26 protein-coding genes, 1 tRNA gene and 2 pseudogenes are annotated in these 23,524 nt (G+C 57.8%); 13 read left to right on the forward strand and 16 right to left on the reverse strand.

What is annotated here, in order from left to right:
- Both HHJ19_RS14875 and mutM read right to left on the reverse strand, forming a co-directional pair.
- Window positions 1–621 (reverse strand): annotated as a pseudogene (locus tag HHJ19_RS14875) (dynamin family protein); the annotation flags it as partial.
- Between the two features lie 75 nt (window positions 622–696).
- A complete protein-coding gene (gene mutM / locus HHJ19_RS14880; RefSeq protein ID WP_296908651.1) occupies window positions 697–1,512 on the reverse strand; it encodes a bifunctional DNA-formamidopyrimidine glycosylase/DNA-(apurinic or apyrimidinic site) lyase in 816 nt (271 codons plus the stop codon).
- Between the two features lie 118 nt (window positions 1,513–1,630).
- Between mutM and HHJ19_RS14885 the strand changes: the two genes are divergently transcribed.
- The 7 genes from HHJ19_RS14885 to pth all read left to right on the forward strand — a co-directional run bounded on the left by HHJ19_RS14885 (window position 1,631) and on the right by pth (window position 7,781).
- Window positions 1,631–3,412, forward strand: coding sequence for a tetratricopeptide repeat protein (locus tag HHJ19_RS14885; RefSeq protein WP_296908652.1), 1,782 nt, complete (start codon window positions 1,631–1,633; stop codon window positions 3,410–3,412).
- A 13-nt stretch (window positions 3,413–3,425) separates the two neighbouring features.
- The gene (locus tag HHJ19_RS14890; RefSeq protein WP_296908653.1) at window positions 3,426–3,938 is read left to right on the forward strand and encodes an outer membrane lipoprotein LolB; all 513 of its coding nucleotides are present in this window, start codon (window positions 3,426–3,428) and stop codon (window positions 3,936–3,938) included.
- Between the two features lie 75 nt (window positions 3,939–4,013).
- Window positions 4,014–4,895, forward strand: coding sequence for a 4-(cytidine 5'-diphospho)-2-C-methyl-D-erythritol kinase (locus HHJ19_RS14895; RefSeq protein ID WP_296908654.1), 882 nt, complete (start codon window positions 4,014–4,016; stop codon window positions 4,893–4,895).
- A gap of 75 nt (window positions 4,896–4,970) precedes the next feature.
- Window positions 4,971–5,047 (forward strand) — tRNA-Gln (locus HHJ19_RS14900).
- Window positions 5,048–5,246: 199 nt separating this feature from the next.
- Window positions 5,247–6,227: a ribose-phosphate pyrophosphokinase gene (locus HHJ19_RS14905; RefSeq protein ID WP_296908655.1), complete on the forward strand. Its 981-nt coding sequence runs from the start codon at window positions 5,247–5,249 to the stop codon at window positions 6,225–6,227.
- 111 nt (window positions 6,228–6,338) lie between these two features.
- Complete coding sequence (locus HHJ19_RS14910; protein ID WP_296908656.1) at window positions 6,339–7,022, forward strand: 50S ribosomal protein L25/general stress protein Ctc; 684 nt, start codon at window positions 6,339–6,341, stop codon at window positions 7,020–7,022.
- Between the two features lie 141 nt (window positions 7,023–7,163).
- The gene (gene pth, locus HHJ19_RS14915) at window positions 7,164–7,781 is read left to right on the forward strand and encodes an aminoacyl-tRNA hydrolase (RefSeq protein ID WP_296908657.1); all 618 of its coding nucleotides are present in this window, start codon (window positions 7,164–7,166) and stop codon (window positions 7,779–7,781) included.
- An 87-nt stretch (window positions 7,782–7,868) separates the two neighbouring features.
- Here the strand turns inward: pth and HHJ19_RS14920 are convergent, their stop codons facing one another.
- Genes HHJ19_RS14920 through HHJ19_RS14940 form a run of 5 tightly spaced genes read right to left on the reverse strand, consistent with a single transcriptional unit; the run spans window position 7,869 to window position 12,427 of the window.
- A complete protein-coding gene (locus HHJ19_RS14920; RefSeq protein WP_296908658.1) occupies window positions 7,869–8,147 on the reverse strand; it encodes a YfhL family 4Fe-4S dicluster ferredoxin in 279 nt (92 codons plus the stop codon).
- A 2-nt stretch (window positions 8,148–8,149) separates the two neighbouring features.
- Window positions 8,150–8,662 carry a pantetheine-phosphate adenylyltransferase gene (coaD, locus tag HHJ19_RS14925; RefSeq protein ID WP_296908659.1) on the reverse strand — a complete coding sequence of 171 codons (513 nt, stop codon included), beginning with the start codon at window positions 8,660–8,662 and terminating at the stop codon, window positions 8,150–8,152.
- Window positions 8,663–8,718: 56 nt separating this feature from the next.
- The gene (gene rsmD, locus HHJ19_RS14930; RefSeq protein WP_296908660.1) at window positions 8,719–9,399 is read right to left on the reverse strand and encodes a 16S rRNA (guanine(966)-N(2))-methyltransferase RsmD; all 681 of its coding nucleotides are present in this window, start codon (window positions 9,397–9,399) and stop codon (window positions 8,719–8,721) included.
- A complete protein-coding gene (locus HHJ19_RS14935; protein WP_296908661.1) occupies window positions 9,396–10,916 on the reverse strand; it encodes a pitrilysin family protein in 1,521 nt (506 codons plus the stop codon). Before HHJ19_RS14935 ends, rsmD begins: the two co-directional genes overlap by 4 nt.
- 20 nt (window positions 10,917–10,936) lie before the next feature.
- The gene (locus HHJ19_RS14940) at window positions 10,937–12,427 is read right to left on the reverse strand and encodes a pitrilysin family protein (protein ID WP_296908662.1); all 1,491 of its coding nucleotides are present in this window, start codon (window positions 12,425–12,427) and stop codon (window positions 10,937–10,939) included.
- 28 nt (window positions 12,428–12,455) lie between these two features.
- On the opposite strand from HHJ19_RS14940, the gene ftsY reads away from it, so the two are divergent.
- The 5 genes and pseudogenes from ftsY to rpoH all read left to right on the forward strand — a co-directional run bounded on the left by ftsY (window position 12,456) and on the right by rpoH (window position 17,003).
- Window positions 12,456–13,607 (forward strand): signal recognition particle-docking protein FtsY, encoded by a 1,152-nt coding sequence (ftsY, locus tag HHJ19_RS14945; RefSeq protein WP_296908663.1) that lies wholly within the window; start codon window positions 12,456–12,458, stop codon window positions 13,605–13,607.
- 589 nt (window positions 13,608–14,196) lie between these two features.
- Window positions 14,197–14,490, forward strand: coding sequence for a hypothetical protein (locus HHJ19_RS14950; protein WP_296908664.1), 294 nt, complete (start codon window positions 14,197–14,199; stop codon window positions 14,488–14,490).
- A 190-nt stretch (window positions 14,491–14,680) separates the two neighbouring features.
- Window positions 14,681–14,806, forward strand: coding sequence for a hypothetical protein (locus tag HHJ19_RS14955; RefSeq protein ID WP_296908665.1), 126 nt, complete (start codon window positions 14,681–14,683; stop codon window positions 14,804–14,806).
- Between the two features lie 229 nt (window positions 14,807–15,035).
- Window positions 15,036–15,266 (forward strand): annotated as a pseudogene (locus tag HHJ19_RS14960) (NAD(P)-dependent oxidoreductase); the annotation flags it as partial.
- An 846-nt stretch (window positions 15,267–16,112) separates the two neighbouring features.
- Window positions 16,113–17,003: an RNA polymerase sigma factor RpoH gene (rpoH, locus tag HHJ19_RS14965; RefSeq protein ID WP_296908675.1), complete on the forward strand. Its 891-nt coding sequence runs from the start codon at window positions 16,113–16,115 to the stop codon at window positions 17,001–17,003.
- A 57-nt stretch (window positions 17,004–17,060) separates the two neighbouring features.
- On the opposite strand, the gene HHJ19_RS14970 is transcribed toward rpoH, so the two are convergent.
- The 5 genes from HHJ19_RS14970 to HHJ19_RS14990 are packed head-to-tail and all read right to left on the reverse strand — an operon-like array spanning window position 17,061 to window position 21,331.
- Entirely contained in the window at window positions 17,061–17,702 is a 642-nt protein-coding gene (locus HHJ19_RS14970; protein WP_296908666.1) for an SCO family protein, read from the reverse strand.
- A complete protein-coding gene (gene cyoE / locus HHJ19_RS14975; RefSeq protein WP_296908667.1) occupies window positions 17,699–18,616 on the reverse strand; it encodes a heme o synthase in 918 nt (305 codons plus the stop codon). The genes HHJ19_RS14970 and cyoE overlap by 4 nt, the downstream gene beginning before the upstream one ends.
- Window positions 18,613–19,803 carry a heme A synthase gene (locus tag HHJ19_RS14980; RefSeq protein WP_296908668.1) on the reverse strand — a complete coding sequence of 397 codons (1,191 nt, stop codon included), beginning with the start codon at window positions 19,801–19,803 and terminating at the stop codon, window positions 18,613–18,615. The genes cyoE and HHJ19_RS14980 overlap by 4 nt, the downstream gene beginning before the upstream one ends.
- A 30-nt stretch (window positions 19,804–19,833) precedes the next feature.
- On the reverse strand, window positions 19,834–20,520 hold the full coding sequence (locus HHJ19_RS14985) for a hypothetical protein (protein WP_296908669.1): 687 nt from the start codon (window positions 20,518–20,520) through the stop codon (window positions 19,834–19,836).
- Between the two features lie 55 nt (window positions 20,521–20,575).
- On the reverse strand, window positions 20,576–21,331 hold the full coding sequence (locus HHJ19_RS14990; protein ID WP_296908670.1) for an SURF1 family protein: 756 nt from the start codon (window positions 21,329–21,331) through the stop codon (window positions 20,576–20,578).
- An 18-nt stretch (window positions 21,332–21,349) separates the two neighbouring features.
- Between HHJ19_RS14990 and HHJ19_RS14995 the strand changes: the two genes are divergently transcribed.
- Window positions 21,350–21,571: a twin transmembrane helix small protein gene (locus tag HHJ19_RS14995; RefSeq protein ID WP_296908671.1), complete on the forward strand. Its 222-nt coding sequence runs from the start codon at window positions 21,350–21,352 to the stop codon at window positions 21,569–21,571.
- Window positions 21,572–21,616: 45 nt separating this feature from the next.
- On the opposite strand, the gene HHJ19_RS15000 is transcribed toward HHJ19_RS14995, so the two are convergent.
- The 4 genes from HHJ19_RS15000 to HHJ19_RS15015 all read right to left on the reverse strand — a co-directional run.
- Entirely contained in the window at window positions 21,617–22,498 is an 882-nt protein-coding gene (locus HHJ19_RS15000; RefSeq protein ID WP_296908672.1) for a cytochrome c oxidase subunit 3, read from the reverse strand.
- 59 nt (window positions 22,499–22,557) lie between these two features.
- Complete coding sequence (locus tag HHJ19_RS15005; RefSeq protein ID WP_296908673.1) at window positions 22,558–22,776, reverse strand: DUF2970 domain-containing protein; 219 nt, start codon at window positions 22,774–22,776, stop codon at window positions 22,558–22,560.
- Window positions 22,773–23,381 (reverse strand): cytochrome c oxidase assembly protein, encoded by a 609-nt coding sequence (locus HHJ19_RS15010; RefSeq protein WP_296908674.1) that lies wholly within the window; start codon window positions 23,379–23,381, stop codon window positions 22,773–22,775. The genes HHJ19_RS15005 and HHJ19_RS15010 overlap by 4 nt, the downstream gene beginning before the upstream one ends.
- 42 nt (window positions 23,382–23,423) lie before the next feature.
- Window positions 23,424–23,524, reverse strand: a 101-nt coding sequence (locus HHJ19_RS15015; protein WP_296908676.1) for a cytochrome oxidase small assembly protein, incomplete at its 5' end; no start/stop codon positions are given.

Here is a 23,524-nt window from a genome sequence, read left to right on the forward strand (position 1 = left end):
CACCAACCCCTGCTTCAGAAGCGGGTGGGCAATATTGATCAACGCATGACGCCATCTGGGCACTTCGATCAGCCCGTCAGTGCCGACCAGTGGATTGTCGTCGGGACTGCCGTCGTGCCAGAAACCGAGAGCGCGGGCTTGGTCTCGCGTCACGTGTTTGACCTCGGCCACTTTTTCAAGCGCCTGCGCCAGTTGCGCCGGGTCGTTCACTGCCAAATCAATACGTGTCCATTTCTCCGGCACGTTTCGCCATTCCATGAGCGCCTGCGTCTGCAAGCGGGTTTCGATGGGCAACAGGCGCAGGCAGGGCGGAATGTCTGCGTCATACCCCAATTCCGTCGGACACATGGTGGTTCTACCTGCGCTTGCCGGCATGATGCGGCGACCGTAGCCGGCAAAAAATATGGCATTGATCAGCTCGGATTTGCCGCGCGAGAACTCCGCCACAAACGCCACCATGACCTTGTCGGATCGAACCTGCATCTCAAGCCGGTGCAAGCGCTCTTCAACAGCCGCATTGAGCAAGTCGTGGTCCTTCATCCACTCGCCAAGCAGTTTCAAACGCAAGGCAAAATTGCGTCGCCATGTGCCGTGCTGGTCAAATTTTTTGTTGAAGGACATGATCTGCGAAAAAAAGTTGTCGGTCCAATATAGCATCGCCCACCCCAGGCGAACACTTACGCGGTGCCCGCGGATTTAAGGCCGCTGGCAATTGACGCAATAAAAAGTTGAACGCTGGCCCTGCCGGATGCCTTTAATCGGCGTTGCGCATACCTTGCAGAGCAGGCCTGCCCGGTCATAAACCATCGCATCAAGCTGAAAGTGTCCGGCCTCGCCTTGGGCGTTGGAGAAATCCCTGAGGGTACTGCCCCCCTTTGTAACCGCCTGTGTCAAAACCCGCTGAATCGCATGATGGAGCAACACAGCACGCGGTTTGCTGATTCGCCGTGCTTTCGTCGTAGGCCGAATCCCGGCAAGAAAAAGCGCCTCTGAAGCATAAATATTCCCAACGCCGACCACCGCTTCGCCGCCAAGCAAGACCTGCTTGATCGCCATATTCCTGCGCCTGAGAGCCTGATGGAATAAGCTCGCGTCAAATGCCTCGCTGAGGGGTTCCACACCAAGCTTGCCAAGCAACTTTTGCGAAACCGGGTCACTTTCGCCGCTGGCATAGACCACGGCCCCAAACCGGCGCGGATCGTGAAGACGCAAGGTACCCAGGGTGGTGACCATGTCAAAGTGGTCATGCTTGCCCGGAGGGGCAAATCCGGCGCCAAAACTGACGCTGCCAGACATACCCAGATGCATCAGCAACAGGCCGTTGTTCAAGTCAAGCAGCAGATATTTGCCGCGACGGCGTACTGACAGTATGAGCTGGCCCTGCAACTGCTGGGGGCCGCATCCGAGCGGCCAGCGCAGCGGTTTGCCCAAAGTCACAAGCTCAATACGAGCACCTGCAATCTTTTCGGCGAAGCTCAGGCGGGTGACTTCAACTTCCGGCAATTCGGGCATGGGTGAAAACTTCAGGCAGGAAATGGGCTAGCAGAGATTTCTTGCAAGACTAGCCCCTCAATAGCAAAGCGGATTAAAAGGGAATGCCCCCTTGGGCCGCATCAATTATCATGGGTAAATGAAGAAAAAACTCGGCCTTGCTTTTACTTGCCTGTGCGTCACCACGTCGCTGGTGATCGCACAAGCGCCGCTCCCCGATTCTGCCACCCCTTCGGGTCTCGCCCAGGCCAAAGCAGCGCAACAATCAGCGCCAGTTTCGCAGATTGACGGTGCGCTGTTTTATCAGCTACTGATCGGTGAGATGACCACCCAAGAGGGAGAACCAGCTGCGGGCTTCGCGTTGATGCTGGATGCTGCCCGAAAAACCAGCGATGCCCAGCTTTACCAGCGCGCCACCGATATCGCGCTGCAGTCGCGCTCTGGCGATTCAGCTCTGCAGGCCGCGCGGGCCTGGAAGCAGGACCTGCCCGCCTCGCGCGAGGCCAACCGCTATGTGCTGCAAATCCTGATCGCCCTGAACCGCATCGCCGATACCGAAGATCCACTGAAAACCGAAATCAAAATAGCCCCCGACGCTGAAAGAGTGGCGGTGCTCACGGGGATACCCCGCGCCTATGCCCGCGTCACCGACAAGAAGCTGGCCAGCACCGTGGTTGAAGCCGCATTGGCTGACTACCTGAACAATCCTGCGACCACCGGTGTCGCTTGGACCACGGTGGGGCGCATGCGGCTGGCGGCCGGGGATAACGCAGGCGCATTCGAAGCTGCGAGTCGCGGGCAGGCGGCTGACGCCTCCGCGGAAGGCCCGGTTCTGGTAGCGCTTGAACTGATGGACCCCAAAATACCCCAGGCCGAAGGCCTGATTCAGAAATATCTTGAGGCTAACAAAAACCAAGGCGAGGCACTGCCCGAAATCCGCATGGCCTACGCCCAGACCTTGGTGGGCATGCAGCGCTATGCGGAAGCATCTGCCCAGCTGCAACTAGTCACGCGTGACAAACCCGAATTTCCGCAAGGCTGGCTGGTGCTGGGTTCATTGCAGTTGCAGGACAACCAGCTTGGGCGGGCTCAGGCCTCGCTGGAACGGTATATTGCACTGATCAGCCAACAAGCGCCCGAAGCGGAAAATAAACGGGGCCTTGACCAGGCTTATCTTTCCCTGTCGCAACTGGCCGAAAAACGCAAGGACTACGCTGGCGCCGAGAGCTGGCTGGGCAAAATTGAAAATTCCTCGGACCTTGCGCAGGCACAAACCCGACGCGCCTCAATTCTGGCCAGCCAGGGAAAACTCGAAGAAGGTCGACAGCTGATCCGTCAACTGCCCGAACGCACGCCAGAAGACGCGCGCCTGAAAATCAACGCTGAAATCGGCCTGCTCCGCGAGTTCAAGCAATACCGGCTAGCCCACGATTTGTTGGCTCAAACCCTGGTCAAAGCGCCAGACGACACCGACCTGCTTTATGACCAGGCCATGATGGCTGAAAAGCTAGGAGCACTGGACGAAATGGAGCGCTTGTTGCGCCAGATCATCCAACTCAAGCCCGACTTCCATCATGCCTACAACGCGCTCGGCTATTCACTGGCCGAACGCGGCATTCGCCTGCCCGAGGCACGGGATCTGATCCGCAAGGCGCTTGAGTATGCGCCGTCCGACCCCTTCATTGGGGACAGTCTGGGATGGGTCGAATTTCGCCTCGGCCACAATGCCGAAGCGGTGCGGATTTTTGAGGCTGCTTACAAGACCAAACCGGACGCTGAAATTGCCGCCCATTTCGGCGAGGTTCTCTGGAGCATGGGTGAACATGACCGCGCTGTCGCCATCTGGAAGGAAGCCCGGCTGATCAATCCCGACAGCGAAGCCCTGAACGAGACGCTCAAGCGTCTGCAGGTAAAACTGTAAACCGGGATGCAGTTTGTCTTTCAATAGCCGCCTGCATCGCCTGCTTTTTTCCGGAGCCCTTAGTGCTATTTTTTTGATAGCAGGGTGTGCCGGTATTTCCCGGACTAAAGCCATCAATGATCCAGAGAACGGATTTTGGGCAGGGCGCCTCAGCCTGCAGGTTCAAAGTGAGCCTGCGCAGTCTTTCTACGCCGGCTTTGAACTCAAGGGCAAGCCCGAGCGTGGCGAGTTGACACTGATCAGCCCGCTGGGAAGCGTACTGGGGGTTTTGCGCTGGTCGCCCCAAGAGGCAGTGCTTGATTCTGGGGATCACAAGATCCAGCGCTTTGAGTCCGTCGATGCATTGATGGCGCAGGCCACGGGCGCGGCGGTACCCATGAATGCGCTGTTTGCCTGGTTGCGTGGCGACCACGCGAGCGTCAGCGGGTGGACTGCCGATCTTTCCCGGCAAGTCGAAGGTCGCATTACCGCCCAAAGAGCACTGCCTGCACCTCAGGCGGATCTTCGCGTGGTGCTGGACCAATAAGGCCAGGTGTCGGCATACCCCCGTGCTTTCGCAGATGTTTCACGCGTGACATGCCCCACATTGTCTTTACGGCCCATGAAAGCCATATACGACATTCCTGCGCCAGCAAAGCTCAACCTCTTTTTGCACATCACGGGGCGCAGACCGGACGGCTACCATTTGCTTCAATCGGTCTTCATGCTGATCGACTGGTGCGATACCCTGCACCTTGAGTTGCGCAACGACGGGCGCATTAGCCGGACCGACCTTCCAGGCACCGGCAAAACCGCCGGTTTTTGCGCTGAAGCGCTGCCTGCGCAAGACCTCACGGTGCGAGCGGCCAAGGCGCTGCAGGTAGCCTGTGGCACCGCTCTGGGCGTTCACATCAGCCTGGAAAAACGCATTCCGGCACAGGCGGGCATGGGGGGCGGTTCGTCTGATGCTGCGAGCTGCCTGCTGGCGCTGCAACGTCTTTGGGGTGTGCGTTTGCCACCCGAAAATCTGCGCGCGCTGGCACTGTCACTGGGTGCAGATTTGCCATTTTTCCTTTCGGGAAGCCATGCCTGGGTGGAAGGGATCGGGGAAAAGATCACGCCTATCTCCCTGGCGCCGGCTAGGTTTGTGGTGGTCAAACCGGCAGCCGGCGTTTCAACACAAGCTATTTTCAGCGCACCCGCGCTCAAACGCGACACAGAGACTGCTACAATGCAAGGCTTTACTGCTTATGCAGATGGCCTGAATAATTTAAGTTTTGGATTTGGCCATAATGACTTGCAGCCGGTTGCTCAAGAGATTTGCCCGCAAATTAATCAGTCACTTGACTGGTTAAAAATGCAGCAGCTTCAAGGGCGTATGACCGGTTCGGGAAGTGCTGTATTTGCGCAAATTTTGCATGATATTGATCTTTTGCCCGCTCCCGGCGAGTGGAAAATCAGAAAATGCAAGAGTCTGGAAATTCATCCTCTGGCCGGTTGGTAAATTAGTTGGTAGCAGGATCATATTTTCAGACGATGATTAGTGGGTTGATTGTTGGCAACGACAATTTTCCTGTGTAGGGGTGTCGCCAAGTTGGTTAAGGCACTGGATTTTGATTCCAGCATTCGCAGGTTCGACTCCTTCCACCCCTGCCAAATTTGTAATCCTGCGGGATCGTCCTGCAGGAGATTGTGATTCAAGACCCGCGTGATGAATGTATCTGCGGGTCTGCGTACTTTGGGACCACCCGCAACTGGCGCTCACTGCCAAGCCCGCGTTGCCTCTGCTTTCCCTACGTAATTAGTCTTCGTAAAATTTCAGCCTTCTTCAAGTCCGACAGCAGCTGGGCCTCACATGCATACGCACCACCCCGATTTCCTGGTTTTTACCGGCAATGCCAATCCGAGCATGGCCGCCGAAATTGCACAGAACCTTGGAACCACACTGGGCGTTGCGCATGTAGGCCGCTTCTCGGACGGTGAAGTTACCGTCGAGATCCAGCAAAATGTGCGCGCCCGCGACGTGTTTGTGGTGCAATCCACCTGCGCGCCGACCAACGACAATCTGATGGAGCTTCTCATCATGGTTGATGCGCTCAAACGCGCATCGGCCGATCAGATCGCCGCCGTAATTCCCTATTTTGGCTACGCGCGGCAGGATCGCCGTCCACGCTCTGCGCGTGTGCCGATCACGGCCAAGGTGGTGGCCAACATGTTGCAGGCCGTGGGTGTGACGCGCGTCCTGACCATGGATCTGCATGCGGACCAGATTCAGGGCTTCTTTGACATCCCGGTCGACAACATCTACGCCTCGCCGGTGCTGTTGGGCGATTTGCGCCAGAAGAACTACACCGACCTGATGGTTGTTTCGCCCGACGTGGGCGGCGTGGTCCGCGCCCGGGCGCTAGCCAAGCAGCTCGGTTGCGACATGGCCATCATCGACAAGCGCCGCCCCAAAGCCAATGTATCGGAAGTGATGCATGTCATTGGTGACATCGAAGGGCGTAACTGCGTCATCATGGACGACATGATCGACACGGCCGGCACGCTGGTAAAGGCGGCTGAAGTGCTGAAAGAGCGCGGTGCCAAAAAAGTCTATGCCTATTGCACGCACCCGATTTTCTCGGGGCCGGCCATCGAGCGGATTACCCAGGGTGACGCGCTAGACGAAGTGGTTGTCACCAACACCATTCCACTGAACCCTGATGCCTTGGGGTGCAAAAAAATTCGCCAGCTTTCCGTGGCACCGTTGATTGCTGAAACCATGCAGCGCATCGCCAAGGGAGAGTCGGTCATGAGTTTGTTTTCGGATCAGGAACAAGCCGTCCTGATTTGAGGCAAAAAACGGGCTGCGCAGTTGCGACACCTTGTGAAGTTGTCCAGGCTGAAGCAGTTTTTTTATGTCGAGGTGTGAGCTGGTCGCGGCCCGCCTCTTTTGGAGAAGATTATGAAATTCGTCGCTTTTGAGCGCGCAATGCAGGGTACGGGTGCGAGCCGCCGTCTCCGCATCACCGGCCGCACGCCCGGTATTGTTTATGGTGGCACTGGTGAACCCATCCTGATCGAAATCGATCACAACGCGCTGTGGCACGCCATCAAGAAGGAAGCCTTTCATGGCTCCATCCTCGAGATGGAACTGGGCGGCAAGGACCACAAGGTTCTGCTGCGCGATCTGCAAATGCACCCTTTCAAACAACAGGTTCTGCACATCGACTTCCAGCGCGTTGAAGCCCGCACCCGCATGACCGTGAAAGTGCCCGTGCACTACAGCGGTGAAGAAGAATCCCCGGCCGTCAAGACCGAAAACTGCTTGGTCAACCATGTGCTGACCGAGATGACTCTGTCGTGCTTCCCTGCCGATATTCCTGAATTCATCGCCGTTGACCTGAGCGGGTTGAAAAAAGGCAGCCCCCTGCATGTGAAGGACATCATCTTGCCCAAGGGTGTCAAAGCCATCAACAAAGGCCAGGTCAACCCGGTAATGGTGTCTGTCACGGCTATCGTGGAAGAAGTCGAAGCAGCGCCGGTCGAGGCAGTTGATCCAAAAGCCGCCAAAGCTGGCGCGAAAGGTGGCAAGCCCGCCGCCAAGCCTGCAGCTGCCCCAGCCGCCAAGCCTGCCGCGAAAAAGTAATTCCCGGCAAGCTGCGCTGCCCTTAAAAAGCCGCGGCCGATAGCGACTGGCCCTTCTCCTCCTTCGGGGACAAGGGCCTTTTTCATGCGCGCGTGGTTCTGCTACGCTGGAGCGGCCTTCCCTTCATCATCCCCACACGACATGATCAAACTGTTTGTTGGCCTGGGTAACCCCGGTCCCGAGTACGAAGCCACCCGACACAACGCCGGCTTCTGGTGGATCGATGCGCTTTCGCGCGAAATGAAGGCTGCGCTCAGCCTCGATAAAAATTATTTTGGCCAGGTTGCCCGCGCCACCATCAACGGGCAGACGGTCTGGCTGCTAAAGCCGCTGACCTTCATGAACCTTTCGGGCAAGTCCGTCGCTGCGCTTGCGCACTTTTTCAAGATCGCACCCGATGAAATCCTGGTCGCACATGACGAACTCGATATCGTTGCCGGCCAGGCAAAGCTTAAATTCGGCGGCAGCCACGCGGGCCACAACGGTTTGCGTGACATCCATGCTCAACTCGGAAGCGCTGACTACTGGCGGCTGCGCCTCGGCGTGGGGCATCCGGGCGTGAAGTCTGAAGTCATCAACTGGGTACTGAAAAAGCCTTCGCAGGAAGACCGTTTTGCCATTGAGGAAAGCATAGCGCGCGCGCTCAGGGCAGTGCCTGAACTACTGAAAGGCGAAATGGAAAAAGCCACCATGCTGATCCACACCAGCGCACCGCCGCGCCCGAAACCGCCACGCAAGACTGATCCCGAGTCCACTTGATTACTATTTATTTAATAGCAAACTATACCCAAAAACATTGGACTAGGAGTCGATTGAATATCAGATCCGGAGTACAACCCAGTTTTTTTAATCGACTATGCGGGTCATGGTGACCAGCCGGTGGGATTGCAGCCGCTGGTACTTTTCCCAGAGTGTTTCACGGTTTTCAAGGTGTTGCGGATCAACCGGGATACAGGCTACCGGGCAGACCTGAACGCATTGCGGCTCGTCAAAATGACCGACGCATTCGGTGCATCTTTGCGGGTCAATCTGGTAGATTTCCACGCCAAGGTAAATTGCTTCGTTGGGACATTCGGGCTCGCACACATCGCAGTTGATGCATTCGTCGGTGATGAGAAGCGCCATGATCAGCCGCCCTTCCCCGCCCGGGCTGCAACCAGAGCGTCGGCTACCGCCGGAGTCACCATCTGGCCGACATCACCGCCCAGCTTACTTATTTCACGCACCAGCGTGCTGCTGATGCAGGCAAACGTCGCATCAGGCAGCAGAAAAACGGTTTCGACCTGTGGCCTTAACTTGCGGTTCATGGCTGCCATCTGCGCCTCGTAATCAAAGTCCGTCAGGTTGCGGATGCCGCGTACCACTGCGCAGGCGCGCTGCGTCGCACAAAAATCCATTATCAGTCCGTCAAAGGGCAGTATTCTCACGCCCACCATCTCTTCAGTGGCTTGCCGTACCTGCGCAACGCGCGCTTCCAATGAAAATAGGGTTTTCTTGTGGTGCGCTACCGCGACGGCTATAACGAGTTCGTCAAACAGCCCGACGGCACGCCGCACCACGTCATCGTGACCCCGCGTGAAGGGATCAAAAGTCCCCGAATAAACGGCAATACGCGGGACTGACGCTACAGGAGTGGGCATGCGGGAATTATGCCTCCGACATCCTGCAGCGGCGTAACCACTAGCGGCGAAGGGCTTCAGGCGGCCTGCGGCTTTTGCTCTGCCGCATGGCTGTCCTTGCCGGTCAGCAGATGAAAATGCACGGCGCCCGCCTTGCTGCTCCGCTGCAGCTTAAGACCAAGAGGCAGCAGCTCGTCGTCAAGCCACGGCCGGGGGGCTTCAAGGTAGACCAGCCCGGTCGCGCTGATGGCCTGCGCAGCAGCTTTGAGCGCGGCTTCAAACACAGTGGACTCAAACGGCGGGTCCAGAAACACCAGTTGCATGCTGCCAGCGTCAAGACGCCTGAGAGCGCCCAGCCCGTCGCCGCGTTCCACCTGTACCATGTCCGCCTGCAGCCGCGCCTGCACGGCTTTGAGCCGCAGCACCAGCACCGGATCCTGTTCGCACAGCAGAACTTCGGCCGCGCCCCGCGAGGCGGCTTCAAAGCCCAGCACGCCGGTACCGGCAAACACGTCAGCGCAACGCCAGCCAGTCAGGTCCTGACCAAGCCAGTTGAACAGGGTTTCGCGCACCCGATCGGGCGTCGGTCGCAGGCCGGGGGTGTTGGGAACCGGGAGCTTGCTGCGCTTGTACCGCCCGCCAATAATTCGAATTTCGCCTGGTGGCTTGAGGTGCGCCGTGCCCTTGGGTTTGACGGTTTGTTTGACGGACGGCCTGACAGTAGTCTCAACCGGAGCTTTGCCGGGAGTGTATTTCATTGTGCTGTTCCCAGAATCACGGTGACCATTTTTTCAGGCTGAAGTTTGCGCGAAAAAGCGGCCATGACATCGTCAATACTGACCTTTTCAATCTGCTGCGTCCAGGTGTCCAGATAGTTCAAGGGCAAATCATTCCAGGCGATGCCGGCAAGATTGGCCAACAGCTTGCGATTGCTGTCGATACCCAGGGCAAAACCGCCCACCAGGTTGTCCTTGGCCGCCTGAAGCTCAGCTTGGGTCGGCCCCTTGGCGACAAACTCTTTAACCACAAAGCGCGCGAGTTCCAGCGCCTGTGCGGCCTGGTCGGGCCGGGTCTGAAAACCGACGGTGAAACTGCCCGCATGACGACCCGGTGAAAACGAGCTGGAGACACCGTAGACCAGACCTCGTTTCTCGCGCACTTCCGCGGTCAGGCGCGACACAAAGCCGCTACCGCCGAGTATGTAGTTGCCCACGATCAGGGGGAAATGGTCGGGGTCAGACCGCTTATAGCCAGGCTGGCCAAGCAGCACATGGGCTTGGGCGGCATCGAAGGGAATGCGTTTTTCCAGCGGCTCCGTGAGTGGAGCGACCTCGGCCAGCACCGGTAACGGCGGCAGGCTGGCGCACGGCAACTCCGGCAGACGCGACAACAGATGTGCGGCGATGACATCAGCCTGCGCCCGTGTTACGGCGCCCACCATGCTGACTCGCGCCCGGCAGGCCACCACGCCCATGGCATGGGCCGCCTGCAGGTCCGCCACGCTGATGCGCGCCAGCGTGGCTTCGGTTATTTCATAACCATACGGGTGGCTGCCGTAAACGGCTTGGGCATAGGCGCGGCCCGCCACGTTACCCGGACGCGTGTAGGACTCCTTGAGCGCCGCCTGCAGGCGTTGGCGTTCGCGTTGCCAGATCGCGTCGGGAAAAGCTGGCTCGGCGATTTCACGAGCCGCCAGCGCAACGGCTTTGTCCAGCAAGTCGGGGTCGGTCAGCGAACGCAATGAAAAACTCATGCGATCAAGGGACGCGCCAGCATTGAATTGCGCACCCAGATCTGCCCAGGCTTCGCCGAGGGCGTTTTCATCCAGAGCCGAATCATATAAGGCCCCCACGCTTGCCGCTTCGCGAGCTGCACTGCCCCCCGGGGGGGCTAACCTGGGTTGAAGCGGCTCGGCGCTGGCAGCCGTTGCCCCCACGCTTGCCGCTTGCCGTACTGCACTACCGCCCGGGGCGGCTGCGTCGGCTTGAAGCGGCCCGGCGTGGCGCTCGCTGGCACGCACGCCTTTGTCCAGCATTGACGCTGTCATGCTGGCCAGGCCTGCCTGCCTGGAAGGATCGCGGCGGCTGCCGGCGTCAAAATCTATCTGCACATCAAGCATGGCGATGGTCGGGCTCTCGACAAGGTAGACCTCGGCACCGCTGCTCTGAGTCCAGTGCTGGATCGCAATGGCTGCCAGCACGGGCGTATGAATGAACAAGCCGGCAGCACCAGCAAAGATTGCACCAGCCGCTATTGTTTTTGTAGTTAGCATCATGAAATTTCAAATCACATGTTTCAGCGCATATCGCCGGCGGCTGACGGGTCTGACTTGCGCGGCTTGCGGCTAGGGTCCATGGCTTGCGGCAGCAAGGTCGCCATGGTCATCTGGTCGTCGCCGAAATATTTGGCGGCAGCCGCCTGTACTTCACTGGCGGTAATGGAACGCAGATTGGTGATTAGCCGCGAACTGGCATCCAGCGGCAGGCCTTGAACCCAGTTGGAGCCTATTTCGCGCGCCTGGCTGAACACTGAGTCGAGTTTATAAGTTTCGTTAGCGACCCACTGCGTTTTGACGCGCTGGAGTTCCGCCTCGCTGACGCCATCGCGGGCAATCAGCGCCACTTGCTGGCGCAGGGCGTCAGCCACCTGTTGTGCAGTTTTGCCGTCGGCCGGAACGCCGTCAAGCATGAACAGTTGCGGCCCCCGGCCGACCAATCCGCTAGACGCGCCGGCACTGTCAGCCACGCGGCCTTCTCCCTGGACCAGCGCGCGCTCGAGCCGCGCACCACTGTAGCCGTCAAGGATGGCCGCCAGCACGGTCAAGGCCAGGGCCTCTCGGCTGCTGGCAGCTGTCGGCGATGATGCTCCGGCATTCGGCGCCAGATCGGCGGGCTCCAACCGGGGCACCTTGAAGGCCATGCCCACATAAGCCTGGCTGGCCGGAGCCTTGAAGTCGAGGCGACGCAGGCCAGCCTGCTCGGGCTCGGTGCGTGGCTTGCGCGCGGGTACCGGCCGCGCCGCAATGCCGCCATAATATTTTTCGGCGAGTTTTTTGACTTGCGCAAGCTCCACATCACCGGCTACCACCAGCGCCGCATTGGCCGGCATATACCAGCGTTGGTAGAAGCTGCGCACATCGTCCGGTGTCATGGCGTCGAGATCACTCATCCAACCGACAACCGGACGGCGGTAAGGCGAGGAGACAAAGGTCATCGCCGTCGCCTGCTCCTGAAGCATGGCCCGAGGCGAGTCTTCGGTGCGCATGCGGCGCTCCTCCTTGACGACCTCGATCTCGCGCCTGAACTCGTCGTCGGACCACCGGTTGTGGGCGAAACGGTCAGACTCCAGCCGCATGACGGCTTCGAGCTTGCTCGCCGGAATCTGCTGGTAGTAGCCTGTGTTGTCCCTGCCGGTGAAGGCGTTTTCCTGACCACCCAGGGCAGCGACGCGCCTGGAAAAATCGCCGGGCTTCAGGGTGGGCGTGCCCTTGAACATCATGTGCTCAAGCGCGTGGGCCACACCCGAGGTGCCGTCCACTTCATCCATGGCACCGACACGAACCCACAGCATGTGGGCCACGGTGGGCGCACGGTGGTCCGGCTTGACAATCACCGTCAGCCCATTGGCCAGCGTGAATTGTTCCAGCTGGGCGGGCGCCTGCGAAAAAGCCTGGGCTGGGAAACCCAGTGCCAGGGCGGCCGGTAACAGCAGGGCGGGAAAGCCGGCAATAAAGCGTCTAGAAAAAGAGACTGAATGCTTCGGTAAGGCTGGCGTGAGGTATTTCATAGAATAGAGGACTCTACAAGCATATTCAATGTTCAGTTTTTTCAAAAAAAAATTACGTCCCGCGCTCCCGCCATTAGCCCCAGCGCGCCCTGGACTTCCCGCGCAAACAACGTCCGCTGAGCCTTTTGCACCGGTTATTGCAAGCGGGCCACCCGGCGCGCCCGAAAAATCCGGCGGCTCGCTTATTGGCAGCGCGCTGGTCACGCCGATCGACATCGCGCAGGCCATTGCGCTTGGCGTGGCACCCGAGCGCCAGCGGTGGTTTAGCAAACTCCAGGCGGGACTGCGCAAAACCGGCAGCAGCATTTCCACGGTGTTTACCGGCAACCTGATCGACGACCAGCTGTACGAGGACCTTGAAACGGCCCTGCTGATGGCCGATACCGGTGTCAGCGCCACCAGCCATCTGCTGATGGACGTCAAGCGCCGCGTCAGGGAAGGCGGCATGACGCATCCTGTGGCCGTCAGAAATGCCTTGGTCGAATCCATCACGACACTGCTCAAACCACTTGAAAGGCCGCTGGTGATTGGCGAACACCAACCCACCGTCATCATGGTCACAGGGGTTAATGGCGCGGGTAAAACGACGTCCATCGGCAAGCTTACGCGTCACCTGGCCAACGAGGGCGCATCCGTGCTGCTGGCAGCGGCTGACACTTTCCGCGCGGCCGCACGCGAGCAGCTCAGCGTCTGGGCCGACCGCAACACGGTCGAAATTGTGAGCCAGGAAGGCGGCGACCCGGCGGCCGTGAGTTTTGATGCCGTTAGTGCCGGCAAGGCGCGCGGCAAGGATGTGGTGCTGGTGGATACCGCCGGCCGATTGCCCACGCAGATGCACCTCATGGAAGAGCTGCGCAAAATCAAGCGGGTGGTGCAGAAGGCCGATGCGACGGCGCCGCACGAGGTGCTGCTGGTGATAGACGGCAACACAGGCCAAAACGCCTTGGCGCAGGTCAAGGCCTTCGACGACACGCTGCAACTCACCGGTCTGATTGTCACCAAGCTGGACGGCACGGCCAAGGGCGGCGTGCTGGCAGCGATTGCACTATGGGCGCGCGAGCGGGCGAAAACTTCGCCGGATTTACGCCCGGTGGCCGTCTATTTCATTGGGGTCGGCGAAAAGCTGGAAGATCTCGAAACCTTCAATGCGCGAGAATTTGCGCAGGCCTTGCTGGCTTAGTGCTTGATGTCTCAGTGGCGTCATCTGAATATCGGCATATCGGCATATCGGCATATCAGTCACTGATCGCTTTTTCGCCATAAATTATTCTGGCCAGCCGGCACGGTTGCAAGGCACCGGCTTGTTGCATCGCCCCGAACTAGTTCCGATTGATCGCCATTTCGTTCATCATGTTCAGCCTGGTCGTTATGCTGTTTGCTCTTCGATCCTGGATGGCCTGTGCGCTTATGGCTGTCGGCATGGTGCATTACGCCCGGCTATCCGGCGTATTTTTGGCTACCATGGCGATTTGGTCGGCTATTTTCATCGCGCAGCTGTCTGCCATGCGCGAGTGTGCTGCCGGTGAGCGTCACCCTGCTTGTGGGTGTGTAGATGCTGCAATTGATTGGAGGCCGCATTGAATGCGAAAAGCCTTCGTTTTCTCAAAGACACACAGTACCTGTGAGCGGGGCCGCTACTCGTGCTGTCCAAGCTATTTTCAAAAAGTCGGTATCGACTGGTGAAGCAGGTGGGGCCACGCGACACGCGGCCTTGAAAATCAGCGTCCCGGCTTGATCTGCAAAGATTAAATTTTTAAAGGATTCGCCCAGTGTCCAGCTTTGCAAGCCAACTATTGCGCTTTTTCTTCAAGCTTGCCCTGGGCGTGGTCACTGCGGTTTTTGCCCTCAGCCTGCTGGCCGCAGGGTTGATCGCACTGGCGGCTAGCCTGCTGAAATGGGGAGTCACAGGCAGAAAACCAGCATTTGCGATTGCATTTGGCCGCTTTCGGCAATTTTCTCGCCAAAGCGCCTGGCACGACCCTTCCGACACGTCCCGGCAGCCTGCAAACGATGTGGTGGACGTCGAAGTGCGCGAAGTCCGGGACGACAAGCGCCTGCCTTGAGCCTGGGCTGACATATTAAAAAGGCTGTTAGCCCGGTCAAAATAAAATTTGTTTGCGGCCAAAAACATAGCAAACTCCGGTTTATCCGGTAACGTATCCCCGCAACGCATCCACTGAATATGAGAATTTGACAAATCAAAATTCAGGTCATTCTCCTAGCATCACCTCTCTAAACGCCAGGCTGCGTCGGTTGACTGAATCTTCTGCCGCCCGTTCCTCGGCCTGCTTTAACGATGTGCCTAACTTTTCATTGTTCAAGCTGTTGCGGGACGACATGCTGGCGCTGGTCCTACAAGATGCGCTGGCACCCGGATAGCGCATTAAGGAACTCGACGTGGTAACCGACTGCAATTGTCGCGGGTGCGGGAGGCGTTGCGTGAGCTTGAAAGCTCGGGGCTGGTGAGGTCGCGCTAGTTCGAGCGTGTTTGTGCGCCAGCTGGAGGCCGCCGAAGTTCACGATCTGGTAAATCGCACATCGTTGTTGTGAGCGATGCTAAGCTGGCACTAATGCGACCGGATAGCCTGCTGGTCAACAACGCGCGCTCGGCAGTGCACTGAAGCAAGGCCGGCGTGGTTTTTCCGCGCTGGATGTGTTGGAAATGGAACCGCTGCATGCCAGCGACCTGCTGCGCCATCCGCCCAACGTGCTGCTCGCGCCGCACCTGGGTGTTGTGACCGAGCCGATGTTTTGGCGCGTTTCCACTGGCGTGACGAAATGCCTTGAAGCCAGGCTGGCGTGTGAGCCGCTGGTGCGGATGGTGCATGGCGTGGTTTGAGCCGATTGCGCTTTAACGCCTGTTAGCGCGCAGCCTTGTTTCCTGGCTTTGATTGGGTCAGCAGCGTTGCCGCAGATAAAGCAGCTGTCACAAATTCCGCCGCAAGTGCTGAGCAATAATTTACGAAGCGCGACACCACGGGCGACCTCCACGGCAGCGTTGGCCATGTCACAGAATTGTCAGCTGCATTGCGTCTTTGTCAACGCGCAGCCGCGACGCACGCCAGCCAGCCAGCCAGCCAGCCAGCCAAGCCAATCAGAAACTCGGCATCGCTGTAAAAACCCTTGTCAATTTGCTATTTAATCAGTAGCGGCTTGCGCCCGGCATCACTGGAATATAGGTCGATTCATACCCTGCAAAGCGACTTTTGACTACCTGCGCTGGTCTGTGTCGCGCGCATCGTAAAAGAATATTGCCCAACCAATCCGCCTACCGATAATTTCCAGTTGAAATTAGCAACTGGTCCAATTAATACGGTTATTGTTAGCTATTAAAACAATAGCAGCAACTTCCAGACCCTGAAATTTGTAGTTGTACCGAGGCGAATTTTTGGATTGGTTGGGGCACTTTACCTGTCAGACACTTGCAAGTCAGAACTAAGGCGGTTCTTCGCACTCAAAAGTATTTAAATTAAATAAGGGTTACTACTTAGTAGCCTTGCGCTATCTGCGTCATTAAAGCTATTGGTTAGCACTCTGTCTTGCCGAGTGCTAATATTTGTTTATAGAGAAAAAGGAGTTTTGCGTGTCATATGCTTTTCCCCCCCCGAGCCCTGCTGTATTCGCGTCCGCCCTCAACAATTCGGCTGTCAAGCCCTCTGTTGCCCATACCAACGTCGTTGCGGCCATTAATCCTTGGTCGCTGGTGCCCCCCTTGGGCAACCTCGAAGCTTATATTTCGGCGGCTAATCGACTGCCCATGCTCACTTTGGAGCAGGAGCAGGAGTTCGCCAAAAACCTCAAGGAAAACAACGATCTTGACTCCGCCGGCAAGCTGGTACTGTCGCATCTCCGGCTGGTAGTGTCGATTTCCCGCAAATACCTCGGCTACGGACTGCCGCACGGCGACCTGATCCAGGAAGGCAATATCGGTCTGATGAAGGCGGTCAAGCGCTTCGATCCGGATCAGAACGTGCGTCTGGTGAGCTATGCCATGCACTGGATCAAGGCTGAGATTCATGAGTACATCTTGAAAAACTGGCGCATGGTAAAAGTGGCTACAACAAAGGCGCAACGCAAGCTGTTCTTCAACCTGCGCTCCATGAAACAGGGTTTCAAGGATGACGCGGACGCAGCGACGCACCGCGATACCCTGACCGAAGGCCAGATTGATTCGATGGCCAAGACGCTGAACGTCAAGCGCGAGGAGGTCATCGAGATGGAGCAGCGCATGTCGGGTGGCGACGTACTGCTTGACCCGAGCCCGGGCGACGACGGCGATGATGCGTTTGGGCCAATTGCCTATTTGGCTGATGCGACGCAGGAACCGACAACCCTCATGGAGTCGCGTCAGCGGGACATTTTGGCCTCGGGCGGCATTTCTACCGCACTGCGGGAACTCGACCCTCGTGCGCGTCGAATCGTCGAAGAGCGCTGGCTCAATGTCAATGACGATGGCTCGGGCGGCATGACGCTGCATGACTTGGCCGCCGAATATAAAGTCAGCGCCGAACGCATTCGACAGATTGAGGTGGCCGCCATGAAGAAGATGAAAAAGGTGCTGGCGACTTTCGCCTGAATCCTGGCCAGCCTGCGAGCCTCAAAAAGCCTGCACTGAAAAGTGGCGGGCTTTTTTTCAGCTTGTTTTCAACAGCAGCCTGATATCGGAAGCCAGCACCTCAGCTCCCACGCCATAACGGGTGTACAGCCGGACGCGACCCTTCCCATCGAAAACATAGCTGCCCGCTGAGTGATCCATGGTGTAGCTGCCGGGCGTTTTACCGTCAACTTTTTTATAGTAAACCTTGAAGTCCTTGGCGACTTGCGGCAGCTGGTCCAGCGTGGGTCGCAATGCCAGGAAGCTGGGGTCAAAGTTTCCCATATAGGCTTTCAGCAATTCCGGCGTGTCACGCTCGGGATCCACGGTAATGAAAATCGCCTGCAACTTGCCTCCGTCCGGGCCGAGTTGCTGCTTGACTTGCGCCAGATCGGCCATGGTCGTTGGGCAAACGTCGGGGCATTGCGTAAATCCAAAAAACACCACCACGACCTTGCCGGCAAAGTCCTTGAGCGCGCGCGGCTTGCCGTTTTGGTCAAGCAGCGAAAAACCTTGAGGGTAGTCTGCACCCGTCAGGTCGATGCTGCTGAACTGCGGTTTTTCAGGTGAGCAGGCCGCCAAAAGGCCGGCCGCAACAGATAGCGCCGCAGCGCCCGCCAAGTGTCTGACTACCTGCCTGCGGTTAGGCACGGTGGGTAGGGTAAGCAAGAGAGTCGTCATACGAGGTAATGATCCAGCAGCAGGGCTGCAAACAGGGCCGAGAGGTGAATCAGTGAAAAGCGGAATGTTTTTCGCGCAAGCGCGTCAGAGTAGCTGCGCCACAGGCACCATGCACGCCAGCTAAACCCGACGCTCAACACCACCGCAGTAACAAGATAAAGCCAGCCGCTCATTTTAAAAATAAAGGGCATCAGGCATGCGGCGAACAACACCAGGGTGTACAAAAAGATCTGCAGGCGCGTGAATTCATTGCCGTGCGTGACCGGCAGCATGGGCAGGCCGGCCTTGCGGTAGTCTTCGACGCGGTACAGTGCCAACGCCCAAAAGTGCGGCGGTGTCCAGAGAAAAATAATCAGGAACAAAATCAGCGCTTCAGGGCCGACCGAGCCCGTCATGGCGGCCCATCCCAGCACCGGCGGCATCGCGCCGGAGGCACCCCCAATGACGATGTTTTGCGGCGTCAATGGCTTGAGAATCACGGTGTAGACCACCGCGTAACCGACGAAAGTGGCAAAAGTCAGCCACATGGTGAGCGGATTGACCCACACATACAAGATCAAGGAACCGAGCGCGCACAGGCCACCGGAAAACGCCAGCGTCAGAGGATTGCTGATCTCCCCTCTTGCCGTGGGCCGCCAGGCTGTGCGCCGCATCTTGGCGTCAATTTGCTGTTCTACCAGACAGTTGAACGCTGCCGCCGCACCGGCCACCAACCAGATTCCAGCGCAGGCAATCAGCGCGAGCCTTACGTCGGAAAAGGTCGGGATGCCTGGGACTGCCAGCACCATGCCAATCAGGGCACAAAATACAATGAGCTGCACGACCCGCGGCTTGGTCAGCGCGTAAAACTGGGACAACCTGGACGGAACGCGCGGGCTTGCCACTGGAGCGGCGGGCGGATTGCTGGAGGTCATGCGGAAAATTTTAATGCATTCAATTTGGTGGCAGGCAGTGGCTCGGCCACGCGGCAGCTTGAAAAAACGATGGCAGTGAGCGCCACCACCAGCGCTGCAGCGCCGCCCGTATGCGCAACCGCCGCCACCAGTGGCCAGCCCAGCACCACGTTACTCAGGCCGGTGGCGACCTGTAGCATTGTCAAACCGGCAAGCCAGCGTGCCCGCGCGCGAAATGCAGGCAGGCGGTACAAATGAAAAGCCAGGGCCATGAGCACGGCAAACACCACATAGGCAGCCAACCTATGCACATAGTGGATCGCCGTGAGCGCCTGAAAGCTGATGTAGGCGCCATCGTGGCCGGCGCCCAACTCACGCCAAATGGTAAAACCCTGTTTAAAGTCCATGGCCGGCCACAGCGAATTCTGGCAAGCCGGAAAGTCCGTGCAGGCCAGCACGGCGTAATTGGTACTCACCCAGCCGCCCAAGGCGATCTGCAGCCAAAGCAAGCTAAACGCGACAATTACAAAACGCCGGCTGCCTGCACTTAAACCTGTGTCCGACGATGATTGCTGCGAGTGCCCGTACTGAGAGGACTGTGCGCGCAGCAGCGCCAACAGGACCATCCCCCCCAGCAGATGCAGTGTGACAATCGCCGGAAACAACTTCATGGTGACGGTAAGCGCACCAAATGCGCCCTGCAGACACACCCACGCAAGCGTGACGGTGGGCCACCAGGGCGAAAGGATGTTGTTGCTCTCAAGCTTGTCGCTGCGCATACTGCGCTGCTCTTGACGGTGGGCAACCCAGGTAAGGAGCGTCAGCGTGAAAATCATGACCCCTACGCCCGTGGCGAGGTAGCGGTGGATCATTTCAATCCAGGCCTTGGAATGAGTGACGGGGCCGGTGGGCATGGCACTTTGTGCGGCATCAATATGCAGTTGTGCACCAACCGGGCTTGCGCTGCCGTAGCAGCCGGGCCAGTCGGGGCAGCCCAATCCCGAATCGGTCAACCGGGTGAAGGCACCGAAAATCACCAGATCAAAGGTCAGGAAAAGCGTGACCAGCGTCAGCAGCTGTAGCCGTTGCGCCACCGGGGCATTCCTCTTGCGTGCCCAGATCCAGGCCAGGGGACCGAGCGCCAGGGCAAGACCCATGATCGCCAAGCGCAGGGCCGGACTCAGGTTATAGAGATCTGGTGTAGACATGCTGTAAAAATGCAGAGCGCGATTTTCAGCCTAACGGCCTGCCTTGTCCCAACTGCTAGAGGCGCGCAGCAAACGATCCAGATCAATTTTGACTTTGGCCGCTGAAGCCGCATCCATATTGGCCGGAAAACGCATCATCAAATTACCCAGCGGATCTACCAGATAGAGATGATCTTCCAGTTGTTTCCCAGCCGCGGGCTCAAGCCACTGTGTCAGTGCGGCAGGTGCCACACGCAGCACCGTGGATGAAACCAGCGCCGGCTGCAAGGCAGCACGCACCGGCGCGCCATCATTCACCAGCCAGACCCGGTCAAGTCGGTCTTTTTCGCGCCCCAGCGATTCGCGCAGCTGGCGCTGAAAGTAAAGATTTTTTTCGCAGCGGAGCTCGCAGGCACCGCCCGCGACGCTCAGCAACAGCCACTGGTTTTTGAGAGCCGTCAACTGGAGTGTCTGACCATCCAGCGTTTGCGTAGCAATCAGCGGCAAGGGACGCTGCGGGTTTATCAGTTCGCCGAAATTTCGGCGCCCCTCGGGGCGAACGACATAGTAGGCAAAATAGGAAGCAATTACCGGGCTGGCGCACACCAGCAGCACAGCCAGCATTTTCCAGCGGCCGGAGCGGGTATCTGCGGCGCCTGCCGCCGCCTGGTCAGCTACAGGCAAGGCATGAACTGTCAGCCCCAAAGGCACGTCTTGCGCCGCAGCGTTTGTCCGCATGCGAGCGCCATATGAAGATGATTCACGGTGATCGTTTGTCACAATACTTGATCAGTTAGTCGCGGCGCTGAACGCGAGATTGGCTACGGAATTGGCGACGAAGAGGAAGGATTAGCTGAAACCAGACATACAGAGCAAGCACCAGGCTGCTCAGAGCAAACCACTGGAAGGCGTAACCATAGTGCTTGTCCACACCCAGGTTGGGAGCCGGCCATTCCCGAGTCAGCCCCTCGCTGGGTGCGCCGACTTGCAGCAAGGAAGCATCCAGCAATGGCAAACTAGTTTCAAGTCGAAAAGCATCAATTCCCAAATTTTGCCGGATTACGCCCAAATCCACGCCCTTGAACTCATATAGTTTGGATGGCGGGGGGGCAATACGCCCCTGCACGGTCACCAGACCAGCTGGCGTCGAGATCTGCGGCAGGCGGGAGCGATCTGCGAAGTTGCGAGGGACCCAACCACGCTGAACGAGAATCACCCGGTCGCTGCCCAGCAACGCAAGCGGCGTCATCACCCAAAAACCGGTGCGCCCATTCATGGGACGGTTGTCAAGGTAGATGGTATGCGCCGACTGCCAGACACCCTGCACCACGACCCGCCTGTGTGTTTCTCTGGCTACATCGCCGAGGGCTGCGAGAGCCTGCCCATCTAGTGCGGGAAGGATATTTTTTAATTCAATCGCATTCTGAATGGCTTCCTTCTGGGCAGCGCGCCGCAACTGCCACTGGCCAAGCGAAAAGGTCACTCCCAGAGCCAGCAGTGCAGCAAGAGTGAGTAGCCAGAAGCGCAACGATCGCAAGGGAAAAGTCATGGGCAGATAATCCTAGTCATGACTTATCTCGTAGCACTTGCATTTATCGCCATCCTCGCCAGCTTGGGCGCTGGATTGTTTTTCATGCTGAAAGACGGCACCGACGGAAAACGCAAGACCAGCAACATGGCTCGCGCACTGGCGTTCCGTGTCGGGTTCTCTGTCTTGCTGTTTGTGTGCATTCTGATTGCCTGGAAGATGGGTTACATACAGCCAACCGGTATTCCGGCAGGAAAATAAATGGCAAAGGCCGCGTCAAGCGGCCTTTTTTTCTGGACAGTTACCTCACATCCAGTAAACGAGGATGTAAAGGCCCAGCCACACCACGTCCACAAAGTGCCAATACCAAGCAGCACCTTCGAAACCGAAATGCTTGTCGGCGGTGAAATGACCTTTTTGCAGGCGCAGCGTGATGAACAAAAGCATCAACATGCCGACCAACACGTGAAAACCGTGAAACCCTGTCAACAGATAAAAAGTCGAACCATACACGCCAGAGCTAAGCTTGAGATTGAGTTCCGTGTAGCCGTGGAAATACTCATATCCCTGAACAGTCAAAAATGTAATGCCGAGCAGCACTGTCAACCACATGAAAGCGATGGTGCGCCCGCGATGATTTTCACGCAGTGCATGGTGGGCGATGGTCAGGGTCACGCCCGAACTGAGCAGCAGTGCCGTGTTGATGGTGGGCAACCAGAACGGCGTCATGGTCGTGAACGGTTCAACGATGTCAGCAGGCGAGGCGGTCACGCCCGCAGCCAGACTGGGCCAGACCGCCTTGAAGTCAGGCCAGAGCAATGCATTTTCGAGACTCCCCAGCGCAGGCACCGAATGTGCACGGGCCCACCACAGCGCCGTAAAAAAGGCACCAAAAAACATGACCTCTGAAAAAATGAACCAGCTCATGCTCCAGCGAAAGGACAGATCGATCTTTCGCCCGTACATGCCTCCTTCGCTCTCTGCGATGGATTCGCGAAACCACTGGAACAGCGTCCCCAGCCAGATCAGCATTCCGACAGCCAGCGCCCAAGCGCCCCAACCGGCACCATTTACCCACTGACTGGCACCAAAAACGACAAAAAGTAGCCCCGTTGCGGCCATGACTGGGTGTCGGGAGGGTCCGGGCACAAAGTAGTAAGGGGTTGCCCCGTGGATTGCTGATGACATCACTCGACTCCTGTTTTTCTCTCGAATTTTCACTGATCTTAAAGTTCAAGCCGTGCTGCCTAACGCGCAACAGCCAAGTTCACCAGCAGCACCAAGACTGCAATAAATACAAATATGCCAACCAGTCCGACCACAATGATGTGGAGAAGGCTCAGATTCTTGACGTCTTCTTCGTAGTCACCGCGTGCGCGCAGACCCACGAACGACCAGGCAACGGCCTTTACGGTACGCCAAAGTGACTTTTTTCTGGCGGTTCCGGGTGGGGTGGCTTGACTCACGCGCCTGCCCGCTTATCCTGCCCCGCCACGGCAGCCGCTCTGGATGCGACCGGTGCCGCAGGCGTCTTGCCACCCACTTCAAAAAATGTGTAAGACAAGGTGATGGTGTTGACGTCCCTGGACAGCTTTGGATCAATCACGAAGGCTACTGGCCACTGCTTTTTTTCACCCGGCGCCAGCGTGTACTGATTAAAGCAAAAACATTCCAGCTTGTTGAAATGCGCCGCCGCTTGCGCAGGGGCATAACTTGGAATTGCTTGTGCAGACATGGTGCGGTTCTGCACGTTTTGAAACTCATACATCACCGTTGTCAACTCGCCCGGATGAACCTGCAGCGAGTTCTCGGCCGGCTTGAAATGCCATGGCCCACGCGAGTTGGCGTCGAATTCCACCGTAATGGTCCGGCTTAGGTCCACTTGGGTGTTGGCAGGTAAGCGGGCCGTCGCGCCGGGAATTTGCCGGTCGCCCAAGGCCAGCACATTGATGCCGGTCATCTCGCAAATAGCCTTGTAGATGGGAACCAGCGCATAGCCGAAGCAGAACATTCCGAGCACAACAACGCCCAGCTTTCCCACCATCTTGAAATTTTCGCTTTTAATCTGCATCAGAGTAAAGGTAAGAAAGGCCGGGGTTCACTAGTAACCATTTCAGTGAGCGAAAAAAACCATCTTGGCCACAAAACCGGCAAAAAAGACAACTGCAACCGACGCCAGAATCGATGCCAGGCGCAGGTTGTTTTTCTTTTGTT

Source organism: Polaromonas sp. (assembly GCF_012927415.1).
Lineage (GTDB): Bacteria > Pseudomonadota > Gammaproteobacteria > Burkholderiales > Burkholderiaceae_C > Polaromonas.